The organism is Collimonas sp., assembly GCF_035566555.1.
Taxonomy (GTDB): domain Bacteria; phylum Pseudomonadota; class Gammaproteobacteria; order Burkholderiales; family Burkholderiaceae_D; genus Collimonas.
Map to the genome: position 1 here is coordinate 1 of NZ_DATMRB010000136.1, position 11,241 is coordinate 11,241.

The 11,241-nt window shown below is 59.8% G+C and carries 12 protein-coding genes; 4 read left to right on the forward strand and 8 right to left on the reverse strand.

Features of this window, described 5'->3' with window-relative positions:
* Positions 1-316: 316 nt before the first annotated feature.
* The 6 genes from VNZ65_RS17100 to VNZ65_RS17125 all read right to left on the reverse strand — a co-directional run bounded on the left by VNZ65_RS17100 (position 317) and on the right by VNZ65_RS17125 (position 3,898).
* Positions 317-763 (reverse strand): excinuclease ATPase subunit, encoded by a 447-nt coding sequence (locus VNZ65_RS17100; protein WP_325671095.1) that lies wholly within the window; start codon positions 761-763, stop codon positions 317-319.
* 49 nt (positions 764-812) lie between these two features.
* Positions 813-1,433 (reverse strand): glycerol-3-phosphate 1-O-acyltransferase PlsY, encoded by a 621-nt coding sequence (plsY, locus tag VNZ65_RS17105; RefSeq protein ID WP_325671097.1) that lies wholly within the window; start codon positions 1,431-1,433, stop codon positions 813-815.
* 43 nt (positions 1,434-1,476) lie between these two features.
* Positions 1,477-1,962, reverse strand: a complete 486-nt coding sequence (gene ybaK / locus VNZ65_RS17110; RefSeq protein WP_325671099.1) for a Cys-tRNA(Pro) deacylase — start codon at positions 1,960-1,962, stop codon at positions 1,477-1,479.
* 137 nt (positions 1,963-2,099) lie between these two features.
* Positions 2,100-2,288 carry a hypothetical protein gene (locus VNZ65_RS17115; RefSeq protein ID WP_325671101.1) on the reverse strand — a complete coding sequence of 63 codons (189 nt, stop codon included), beginning with the start codon at positions 2,286-2,288 and terminating at the stop codon, positions 2,100-2,102.
* Between the two features lie 141 nt (positions 2,289-2,429).
* Entirely contained in the window at positions 2,430-3,329 is a 900-nt protein-coding gene (xerD, locus tag VNZ65_RS17120) for a site-specific tyrosine recombinase XerD (RefSeq protein ID WP_414649159.1), read from the reverse strand.
* Positions 3,330-3,364: 35 nt separating this feature from the next.
* The gene (locus VNZ65_RS17125) at positions 3,365-3,898 is read right to left on the reverse strand and encodes a methylated-DNA--[protein]-cysteine S-methyltransferase (RefSeq protein WP_325671105.1); all 534 of its coding nucleotides are present in this window, start codon (positions 3,896-3,898) and stop codon (positions 3,365-3,367) included.
* Between the two features lie 491 nt (positions 3,899-4,389).
* Here VNZ65_RS17125 and VNZ65_RS17130 point away from each other — a divergent pair, with 491 nt between their 5' ends.
* Positions 4,390-5,283 (forward strand): AEC family transporter, encoded by an 894-nt coding sequence (locus VNZ65_RS17130; protein ID WP_325671107.1) that lies wholly within the window; start codon positions 4,390-4,392, stop codon positions 5,281-5,283.
* An 8-nt stretch (positions 5,284-5,291) separates the two neighbouring features.
* Here the strand turns inward: VNZ65_RS17130 and queG are convergent, their stop codons facing one another.
* Positions 5,292-6,425: a tRNA epoxyqueuosine(34) reductase QueG gene (gene queG / locus VNZ65_RS17135; RefSeq protein ID WP_325671109.1), complete on the reverse strand. Its 1,134-nt coding sequence runs from the start codon at positions 6,423-6,425 to the stop codon at positions 5,292-5,294.
* Between the two features lie 58 nt (positions 6,426-6,483).
* Between queG and tsaE the strand changes: the two genes are divergently transcribed.
* Together tsaE and VNZ65_RS17145 are read left to right on the forward strand one after the other, a co-directional pair.
* The gene (gene tsaE, locus VNZ65_RS17140; protein WP_325671115.1) at positions 6,484-6,978 is read left to right on the forward strand and encodes a tRNA (adenosine(37)-N6)-threonylcarbamoyltransferase complex ATPase subunit type 1 TsaE; all 495 of its coding nucleotides are present in this window, start codon (positions 6,484-6,486) and stop codon (positions 6,976-6,978) included.
* Positions 6,942-8,291, forward strand: a complete 1,350-nt coding sequence (locus VNZ65_RS17145) for an N-acetylmuramoyl-L-alanine amidase (RefSeq protein WP_061943345.1) — start codon at positions 6,942-6,944, stop codon at positions 8,289-8,291. The genes tsaE and VNZ65_RS17145 overlap by 37 nt, the downstream gene beginning before the upstream one ends.
* 91 nt (positions 8,292-8,382) lie before the next feature.
* Here the strand turns inward: VNZ65_RS17145 and VNZ65_RS17150 are convergent, their stop codons facing one another.
* Positions 8,383-9,027 carry a VTT domain-containing protein gene (locus tag VNZ65_RS17150; RefSeq protein ID WP_325671111.1) on the reverse strand — a complete coding sequence of 215 codons (645 nt, stop codon included), beginning with the start codon at positions 9,025-9,027 and terminating at the stop codon, positions 8,383-8,385.
* Positions 9,028-9,291: 264 nt separating this feature from the next.
* Here VNZ65_RS17150 and mutL point away from each other — a divergent pair, with 264 nt between their 5' ends.
* The gene (gene mutL, locus VNZ65_RS17155) at positions 9,292-11,172 is read left to right on the forward strand and encodes a DNA mismatch repair endonuclease MutL (protein ID WP_325671113.1); all 1,881 of its coding nucleotides are present in this window, start codon (positions 9,292-9,294) and stop codon (positions 11,170-11,172) included.
* The last annotated feature ends 69 nt before the right edge of the window (positions 11,173-11,241 follow it).

Consider the following 11,241-nt stretch of genomic DNA (forward strand, 5'->3'; position numbering starts at 1 on the left):
ATGAAAATATGCTGCATAGCAAGGCAGATCTTCAAAAAAACATCTATCCGAAAAGTAATGTCATTGGTCTATAAGCAAAATATGCATGCTTATTCATATGTCGCGACGCAACAATAGTTACATACTGACATCGCAATTTTACGACATATAGTCAATTCGATATAAAGAGCCGCATAAATCCAAATAAAAAAGCGCTGGGCCAAAAGTGGCCAGCGCTTCTTTATTTTCGAAAACACCGTTTTCACAGGATGTAAAACCGTATTTCGTTCTTTCCGGCAATTTTATTAACGCAGGCGATATTGCCGGACGGCTTCTATCAATTGGCAATCTTGACGAAATCGCCCTTCAAGGCGACACCCGCCATGATCGCCCCCGCATGGCACTCGAATTCGGTCGGGCTCGAATGCTCGATATTATTGTAATTGCTCACGATATTGGTGACCGCGTTCGCGCCCAGGTTCTGCGCGCGCTTTTGCAAACTCAGCATGGCCGACAGGAAGGCCCAGTTGCAGGCTTTTTCATCCGATTTACCAAAGGCATTGGTTTTCTGGCTGGTCTTGTCGCTGCCCAGTTTCTCCTGCACTGCCGGCGTCGGCTGGCTACCGAAATAAAAGCGGACACCCTCCCCCAGGCGGGTCTTGGCATCGTTATCCGCCATCGCCGCTGCCAGCGGCAGCATCACCACCCGGTCAGCGGCCAGCACCGGCGCTGCGCTCGACAACATTCCTGCAGCCGCAGCCAGCATCAAAATCAGATTTTTCATTTTTTCCCTTGGGTTGATAAATTCAGAAACAGCGCGACACGACACGATACTAGGCCGCCTTGCCGCCGTTTTTCTTGGCGCCGATGCGGCTTTCCTTGCCGGCCAGCAGATTGCCGATGTTCTTGGCATGGCGATACATCAGCAAGGCGCTCATCACCACAATCGCCAGCAGGATCATGTCCGCCCCTTCCATCAAGGCATAGAAGAAAGGTGCAAACAGAGCGGCAACCAGTGCCGCCAGCGACGAGTAGCGGAAGGCGTAGGCGACGATCAGCCAGGTGCCGATGGTGGCCAGGCCAAGCCAGGGATTGAGACCGATCAGGATGCCCAGCAAGGTGGCCACGCCTTTGCCTCCGGCAAAGCGGAAGAACACCGGCCACAGGTGACCCAGGAATACGGCTACCGCCGCCAGCGCCACGGCGCCGTCGCCCATGCCGAATTGCGGACCGTATTTTTGCGTCAGCCAGACCGCCAGCCAGCCCTTGAAGCCATCGCCAAGCAAGGTCAGCGCGGCAGCTCCCTTGTTACCGCTGCGCAGGACGTTGGTGGCGCCCGGGTTGTTGGAGCCGTAGCTGCGCGGATCGCTCAGCCCGAACAGCTTGCTGGTGATAATGCCGAATGAAACCGAACCCAGCAGATAAGCGCCAATCACGGCTAACAATGTGTACATGCGTGTCTCTTTCTTTTTGTCTTCATCAATGTAAAGGTGGCGCTTATTCTTCCAGCGCGCACTGGACCGTTTTGGCTTGCAGCAGATCGATCACGACCTGCGGCGCCATGCCAATCAGGTAGCCGCGCCGGCCACCGTTAATATATATCTTCTGCAGGTTCAGGATGCTTTCTTCTATATAGATCGGCAGCGGTTTGCGGGTGGCGAATGGCGAAGTGCCGCCGATCAGATAGCCCGAATGGCGGTTGGCCACTTCCGGCTTGCACGGTTCGACCGATTTGCGGCCGGTCTGCCGCGCCAGGTTCTTGGTCGACACCTTGCGGTCGCCGTGCATCAGGATGATCAGCGGCTTGGCCGCTTCGTCCTGCATGACCAGCGTCTTCACCACATGATGCTCGTCGACGCCAAGCGCGCGCGCCGACACTGTCGTGCCGCCATGTTCCTCATATGCATAGGGATGTTCGGAAAAGACCGCGCCGTGTTTGCGCAGGAATTGCGTGGCCGGGGTCTCTGAAATGTGTTTTGTCATACCGGGAATTCGGGCGCAGCATCCTGTGCCGGACGTCTGCCTGTAGTCATCTTTCGTAAAACCTGATGCAGCGACAGACCGCGGATAGGAGGTGTCCTCGATCCGCAATCCATGGAGTCAAGCTGCCGTCATTGTGCTCAAGGCTGCTTTGGCTCGTCGGCTGCAGGTTCGCCAGTCGCAGGTTCAGCCGTTTCGTCGGCTGTCTCTTCGACTTCAGTTTCGGAAGTAGAGCCCTTCTCCAGCTTGCGCTTCAGCTTTTCTTCCTTCTTTTTTTTCTTTTCTAATTCCTTTTGCCGTTTTTCATACTGAAAATTCGTTTTTGCCAATTGCGCCCCCTAAATAGACTCTTGAATGATGTAGTACAGGATACAGGAGAATAATTGGGAAGATGCAGAATTCAGTACTGCAAAAGCTTGTCAAAGCACCTATTTATAATTTCTCCATGACAACTATTACAGGGAATGATTTTACCCGCGCGGGTGATGTGCGGCATGCAAAGCCTTCAGTCGTTCCCGCGCCACATGCGTATAAATCTGAGTGGTCGATATGTCGGCGTGTCCCAGCAATAACTGCACCACGCGCAAATCCGCACCGTGATTCAGCAGGTGGGTAGCGAAAGCATGGCGCAGGGTATGCGGCGACAACGGGGCGTTGATCATCGCCTTGGCGGCGTACTTCTTGATCAGGGTCCAGAACATCTGGCGCGTCATGGGACCGCCGCGCGCCGTCACGAACAGAGCGTCGTCCATCTGGCCGTTCAGAATCTGGCCGCGCGCATCCTTCAGGTAGCCCACGATCCAGTTGCGCGCCTCTTCGCCAAACGGCAGCAAACGGGTCTTGCCGCCCTTGCCGGTAATCCGCAGGACACCCTCATTCATGCCCACCTCCAGCGACTTCAGCAGCACCAGCTCGGACACCCGCAGGCCGCTGGCATACATCAGTTCCAGCATGGTGCGGTCGCGCAGGCCCAACGGCGTGGCGACATCGGGCGCCGCCAGCAGCGCTTCTACCTGGGCCTCCGACAGTACCTTGGGAAAGCGCGGCGCCTGCTTGGCCGAGCGCAGATGCAGGCAGGGATCGGTACTGATACGGTTTTGCCGCAGCGCCAGCAGGTAGAAACGCTTGAGCACCGCCAGCCGCCGGTTCGACGAGGTGGCCTTGCTGCTGTCGTGCTTGGCCAGGAAATAGGCATTGAGGTCGCCGGCATCGACCGCAAACAACGATTTTCCGCCCGGCTGCTCTTGCAGCCAGAAGGCAAACAGCGTCATGTCGCGCCGGTAGGCTTCCAGGGAATTCTTGGCCAGGCCGTCTTCCAGCCACAGGCTGTCGCAAAACTCGTCGATCGCGCTTTGATGCTCGGCCTTCAGTACGGGTCTGGCCTCGAGCTCGGCCTTGGATCTCCTCACAGGCCGGTCACGCCTTCATGCTGCAGCAGCCAGCGCTTGACTCGCAGATGGAAGCCGTCGGCGTCGTCGTGATGGGAAAAGCCGCCGATGCCGCCGGACGCAGTCACGCGGTGACAGGGAATCACCAGCGGAAACCAGTTGGCGCCGCAAGCCTGGCCGACTGCGCGCGGCGCCGATTCGATCAGTTTGGCGACCTGGCCGTAAGTCAGGATTTCACCGCGCGGTATCGCCGAAATCGCTTTCCATACGCGCTGCTGGAAGGCGGTGCCCAACGGCGCCAGCGGCAGATCAAAACGGAAATCGGGCTGCGCGAAGTAACGGCTGATCTGTTCGGCCACGCGCGCCGACAATTCGTCGGCGGCATCTTTTTCGTGGAAAGAAGGGGGCAGATAGACCAGTTCGCGCAGCAGGCCGGCATCGGTGCGTATGCCTACCGCGCCGAATGGCGCAGCGACCACGGCGGTGAAGTGCTGGGCGGGAAGCTGACCGTCGGTGACTCGCTTCAATGGACTATCCGAAATTATATTCATAGCCACAGCATAAAATAAAAAAGGCGCATCTGTCGATGCGCCTCAAATTACTCCGTGTGCAATCCCGACTGTTTAGACAGCTCATTTGGATTGCACGGTCTCCTCAGTATCCCCGGTATCAATACCGTTCTTATGCACCACCACCTATAACTCTGTGATTCAAGCGCGTTGCTAACTTCCCTGCTGCTTAAAAAATCTGAATCCTGTGCTACATATCTACTGCATGGCAGAGACCCGATAAACGGCGCGGCTGGAATGCACAGCTGCTTTTTGTCTCGCAATGTCAAATTGTGGTCACACTGTAACAGGTGTTACCCAGATTTAACAAATAATTTATATGAATGAATTTGCGCAAACAACATAGGTTTACACTAAACCCTTATCAAACTAATCAAATTAGCCCTGATTAAATTTCCACTTGGAAATAAACATTGCTGCCGCAGCATAAACCGCCCTGCCAGCGGCTCCGTTCACACAATATCCGCCTCTCCATGTATATCGTCAACCTGTTGCTTCCCGATTTTTCTTTGATACTGCTGGGCGTGGTCTTGCACCGTGTCAGCAACTGGGGCAGCGCGTTCTGGACCGGCGCGGAAAAACTGGTCTACTTTTTGCTGTTCCCTGCCCTGCTTTTTTACTCCACCGCGCGCACCCAGCTCAGCTTCGACACCAGCGGCAAAATGCTGGCGGTCGGCATGTGCGCCCTGGCCGGCTCGATCATTCTCACCTGGCTGGGCAAACCATGGATCAAGGCGGCGCCCATGGATTACGAGTCCGGCATGCAAACCAGTTACCGCTTCAATTCTTACATGGCGCTAGCGCTGGCGGCGCGGCTGGGCGGCGAGCAGGCGACCGGCATGATGGCCTTGCTGATCGGCTTCGGCGTACCTTTGTGCAACCTGGCCGCAGTGCATGCGCTGGCGCACAAAAGCGGCGGCCTGTTCAAGGAACTGGCGCGCAATCCCTTGCTGATCGCTACCGCCTGCGGCCTGCTGTACAGCTTGTCCGGCTTGCCGCTGCCGGAAGTCGCCGGCGCAGTCCTGTCGCGGCTGGGCAACGCCGCACTGGCGCTGGGCTTGCTACTGGTTGGTGCGGGCCTGCGCTTGAGCGGGGTGCATCAGGCCAAGGCGTTGTCCGCTTATTTCCTGACGCTCAAGCTGATGGCGGTGCCAGCCATCGCCTGGCTGCTGGGGCAGTGGGCCGGCCTGGCGCCGTCGCAACTGCAGATCGTCGTGCTGTTCTGCGCCCTGCCTACCGCTTCCAGCGCTTACATCCTGGCCGCGCGCATGGGCGGCAACGGCCCCCTGGTGGCGTTCCTGATTTCTGCCGGCACCATGCTGTCAGCCCTGACGCTGCCGTTCTGGCTGTGGCTGCTGCAACACTAAACCACTCGTCAAACCCCGTGTTGCTGCAAGGCCCACGCCACATGTTCGCGCACCAGCTCTGATGGATCTGCGCTGCGCGACTGCAGCGCGGCAATGATTTCCGCTGTGCTGACGCCAGCCGCAGCGGCGTTGCCGAGGCCGACCGCCATATTGCGCAGCCAGCGTTCATGGCCGATGCGGCGGATCGGGCTGCCCTCCATACGGCTGTTGAATTGTTCCTCGTTCCAGCCGAACAGCTCCACCAGCGTGGCCTGGTCGAGGCCGTTGCGGACATCGAAATCGCCCAGCGTCGATGGCCGGGCAAATTTATTCCAGGGACAAAACAGCTGGCAATCGTCGCAACCGTAGACGCGGTTGCCGATCAAGGGCCGCAATTCCAGCGGGATGCTGCCTTTCAGTTCGATCGTCAGATAAGAGATGCAGCGGCGCGCATCGAGCCGGTAAGGACCGACGATGGCCTGGGTCGGACAGACGTCGATGCAGGCGCTGCATTGGCCGCAATGGGCGCTGGTGGGCGGGTCGACCGGCAGCGGCAGGTCGGTCAGGATTTCGCCGAGAAAGAAGAAGGAGCCGGCTTCGCGATTGAGCAGCAAGGTATGCTTGCCGCGCCAGCCAAGACCGGCCTTCTGCGCCAGCGCCACTTCCATCACCGGCGCCGAATCGGTAAACACCCGATAGCCGAACTCGCCGATTTCACCCTTGATGCGGTCGGCCAGCTGCTGCAGGCGCGAACGGATCACCTTGTGGTAATCGCGGCCGCGGGCATACAACGAAATCGTGGCCGTGCCAGCGGCAGCCGGCGCCAGCCGCGCCTGTTCGCGCGGACGCCACTGGTCCGGCGCATCCTGATAGCCGCGCGGCAGATAATCCATGCGCACCGCAATCGCCCGGATCGTCCCCGGCACCAGTTCCGCCGGCCGGGCGCGCTTCATTCCGTGCGCTGCCATATAATCCATCTCACCGTGGTAGCCGAGTTCGAGCCAGGCCTGGAATCCGGCTTCCTGCTCGGCCAGGTCGACGTCGCTGATGCGGATGTCGGCAAAACCCAGCTCGCGCCCCCATGCCTTGATGGCGACGGCGAGCGCCGCCAGATCCGGATCCGGCGGGTTTTGCCCGGTGAAGTGCTGCTGCGTGACGGCCATGGCTGGTGCGGTTTTAAGAGACACAATGGAATTTACTATAGAAGGACTATGTTACGAGATGCCGCATTTTACAACCCACCTGCATGATGAAGCCGGCACCAATGCCTTGGGCGCCGCCTTGGCGCGTGCATTGCTGCCCGGTCTGGCGATCCATTTGCATGGCGATCTGGGCGCCGGCAAGACCGCGCTGACGCGCGCGCTGCTGCATGCGGCCGGTCACCAGGGCCATGTAAAAAGTCCCACTTATACTTTAGTTGAACCTTATTCCATCCAGATAGACAAACACAGCGTCGAAGTCATGCACTTCGACCTGTATCGGATGGCCAGTCCGGACGAATTCCTGGAGGCCGGCTTCCGCGAATATTTCAACCAAAGCACCATCTGCATCGTCGAATGGCCGGAAAAAGCCGCCGCAGCGTTGCCGCCACCCGACATCAGCGTGTTACTCAGCGTTTCCCGTGTTTCCGACAAGGGACGTGATGTAGAATTGCAGGCGTTATCTGATAAGGGTAGTCAATGTCTCGCTCGACTGAAATTTGCACCAAACCTCTAACATCGAAGACCCGCCGCACCGTGTTGAAGGCGGGCGGGACCCTGCTCATTTCAGTGCTGGTGCCAAGCGTGGCGCGCGCCGCGCAAATTGTCGCGGTACGGGTCTGGCCGGCGGACGACTACACCCGCGTCACACTGGAAAATGATTCGGACCTGAAAACCACGCATTTCGTGGTGCAGAATCCAGACCGCATGGTGGTCGACATCGAAGGCATCGAACTGAATTCGACGCTGAAGGAACTGGTCGCCAAGATCCAGCCTAACGATCCCTATATCAAGCAGGTACGCGTCGGCCAGAACCGCCCGGGCGTGGTGCGCCTGGTGTTCGACCTCAAGGAAGAAGTCAAACCCCAGGTCTTCACGCTGCCGCCGGTGGCCGGCTACCAGCACCGCCTGGTGTTCGATCTGTATCCGGTCAACCCGCCCGACCCGATCGCAATGATGATCGAAAAGGGCGAATGGCCTTCCGCCAATCCAGGCGAAGTGGCGCCGCCGGTAGCGCAGACCAAGCCAGATCCGAAACCGACACCGCCGTTGCAGCCGCAGCCTGAGCAGCCGCAGATCGCCAAGATCGATCCCAAGCCGGACCGCACTTCCAACCTGACGCGCATGATCACCATCGCGCTCGACCCTGGCCATGGCGGCGAAGATCCGGGCGCCACCGGCAGCGGCGGCAATCACGAAAAACACGTGGTGCTGTCGATCGCCAAGCGCCTCAAGGCCAGGATCGAACAGCAGCCGAACATGCGGGTGATGCTGACGCGCGATGCCGATTTCTTCGTGCCGCTCGGCGTGCGCGTGCAAAAAGCGCGCAAGGTGCAGGCCGACCTGTTCGTTTCGATCCACGCCGATGCGTTTGTGACGCCGTCGGCGCGCGGCTCGTCGGTGTTCGCCTTGTCGGAAAAAGGCGCCAGCTCAACCGCGGCGCGCTGGCTTGCCAACAAGGAAAACTCGGCCGACATGATCGGCGGCATCAACATCAAGAGCCATGACCGCCAGCTGGCCAGCGTGCTGCTCGACCTCTCGACCACAGCCCAGATCAGCGACAGCATGAAGCTGGGCGGCGCCGTGCTGGGCGAAATCGGCGGCATCAACAAACTGCACAAAGGTTCGGTGGAACAGGCCGGCTTTGCCGTTCTGAAGGCGCCGGACATTCCAAGCATCCTGATCGAAACCGCCTTCATCTCGAATCCGGAAGAAGAAGCCAAGCTGACCGACAACGCTTACCAGGATCAGATGGCGGACGCGATCCTGAAAGGCATCAAGAAGTACTTTGCCCGCAATCCGCCGCTGGCAAGGAATGTCCTGACCTGACACCCGTCAAGCGAGAGTAATGTAAAAACGACAAGGGCGCGCTGCAAATCTGCAGCGCGCCCTTGTTGCATTCCGAACCGCGTCCGGCTGCTTACGCGCCGCGCATCTTCTTGTAGAACTTCCACAAGCCGCCCAGCGCCACCGGCACCACCGCAGCGCCGACCCCGACCAGCACGATGGTGTTCAGGTGATCGCGGATCACAGGGATATTGCCGAAGAAGTAGCCGGCCGCGACCAGGCCGACCACCCAGAGCAGCGCACCGGTGATATTGAAGAACTGGAACTTGGAGAAGTTCATCTCGGACACGCCGGCCACGAATGGCGCGAAAGTACGTACGATTGGAACGAAACGCGACAGGATGATGGTCTTGCCGCCGTGATGCTCATAGAAAGCGTGAGTCTTTTGCAGGGCGGTCTTGTCCAGCCAGCGGTAGTCGTGGGTGTAGACCTTGTGCCCGATCAGGCTGCCGATCCAGTAATTAAGGGTGTTGCCAGTGGTGGCGGCAATGAGCAGCAAACCCATCAGCGCCCAGATATTCATCTCGCCGGTGGCGCAGAAGGCGCCGCCGATGAACAGCAAGGTATCGCCAGGCAGGAAAGGAAACACTACCAGGCCGGTTTCGCAGAAAACGATCAGGAACAACACCATATAGACCAGCGTGCCATATTCCCTGATCAGGAAGCCCAGGGATTTATCGACGTGCAGGATGACGTCGATGAATTGCATAAAGTCCATAGTCCTTGTTCCTCAGTTAACCGCTTTTATGTTTGAAAAGTCTATGCACACTGACTTCCCTTTGTTGAATAAAGTTCACCGGCCCGGCCAGAACGCGGCTGGCGCCTTGTGCAATCCCGCCTGTCCAGCCAGCCAAGGCCGGCAAGCTTTTCCTCAGGGTGCGCCGGAATAATACACTACCGCAGACTGGACAAAGGCGGTTTTGGCAATTGTTTGCACGCAAGCCCAACCGACCGGCAGCACCGGCTTCGGTATAATCGCTGCATGAATGCACCGCTCTCCCCTATCCGCTCCATCCAGCAGCTGCCAGACAACCTGATTTCGCAAATTGCAGCCGGCGAAGTCGTCGAACGGCCGTCCGCCGTAGTCAAGGAATTGCTGGAAAACGCCCTCGACGCCGGCGCCAGCCAAATTACGGTGCGGCTGGAACAAGGCGGCGTCAAGCGCATCGCCATTACCGATAACGGCCGCGGCATCGCGCCGGAACAATTGCCGCTGGCGCTGGCGCGCCATGCCACTTCCAAGATAGCCTCGCTGCACGACCTGGAAAACGTCGCCACCCTGGGTTTCCGCGGCGAAGCGCTGGCCTCGATCGCCTCGGTCTCGCAGCTGACCCTGACCTCGCGCACCGCCGACGCCGCGCACGCCTCCGAAATCGACGGCAGCACCCAGGCGGTGACGCCCTCCTCCGGCGCGCAAGGCACCACGGTCGACGTCCAGGACCTGTATTTCAACACGCCGGCGCGGCGCAAGTTCCTGAAATCGGAACAAACCGAATTCGGCCATTGCGCGGAAGTGGTCAGGCGGATCGCGCTGGCGCGGCCGGATGTGGCGTTTTCCCTGACGCACAACGGCAAGACCATCGATCACTGGATGGTCACTGAAATCGGCAAACGCAGCGCGGGCATCCTCGGCAACGAGTTCGCCAACGCCCGCCTGGCGCTGGACGAAGCCGCCGGACCGCTACGCCTGCATGGCTTCGTCGGCCTGCCGACCGCCTCCAAGGCGCGCGCCGATGCCCAGTATTTCTATGTCAACGGCCGCTTCGTGCGCGACAAATTGCTAGTGCACGCAGTGCGCGCCGCCTATCAGGACGTGCTGCACGGCGACCGCTACCCTTCGTATGTACTGGGACTGGACCTGGATCCGGCGCTGGTCGACGTCAATGTCCACCCCTCGAAAATCGAAGTGCGCTTCCGCGACAGCCGCGCCGTGCACCAGTTCGTGTTCCACGCAGTAAGCCGGGCCCTGGCGCAGACGTCCGCCACCTCTTTCGGCGCGACGCCGGCGCCGCTGCCGTCGCCGAGCGGCGCCATGCCCTGGATCCGCGGCTCGCAAGAACATCTGCAAGCGATCCTGCAAGCGGGTGATGCCTCACTGGTGCCGCAGCAGCAAACCTCGTTCGGTCCGCAGTTCGCCCATGGCGCCACGGGCGTCGCCCAAAGCACCGCCAACTACGGCGCCTTGTTCGCGGACAGCGCCCGTCCTGCCTCGGAAAGCGGCGCCAATCCAGGTTTCCAAGCGCTGCCGCAAGCCGCAAGCCAGACCTTGCCCGGCGACGATTTCCCGCTCGGCTTCGCCTTGGCCCAGCTGCACGGCATCTACATCCTGGCGCAAAACACCAAGGGCCTGGTGCTGGTCGACATGCACGCCGCCCACGAACGCATCCTCTACGAGCAGCTCAAAGGCGCGCTCGATGAAGACGCCATGCAAGTGCAGCCGCTGCTGATCCCGGTCACCTTCTTTGCGGATGCAGTTGAAGTCGGCACCGCCGAAGAAAACCAGGAAACCCTGCACGCGCTCGGATTCGACATCGCCGCCATCTCGCCCACCACGCTGGCGGTGCGCTCGGTGCCGGCCTTGTTGAAGAACGCCGATGCGCAGACACTGGCGCGCGACGTCTTGCGCGATGTACGCGAGTTCGGCGGCTCGCGGGTCTTGGTGGAACGCCGCAACGAGCTGCTGGGAACGCTGGCCTGCCACACCGCGGTGCGCGCCAACCGCAGCCTGACGGCGCCGGAAATGAACGCCCTGCTGCGCCAGATGGAAGCCACCGAACGCGCCGACCAGTGCAACCACGGCCGCCCGACCTGGAGCCAGCTGGCGCTGTCCGACCTGGATAAACTATTCTTGCGCGGCCAATGATGGTGGAGAAAAGCAGTATGCCGTCCAGCAGCGCGACAGCCGCCCGCAAGCCGCTGGTGGTGGCCATCA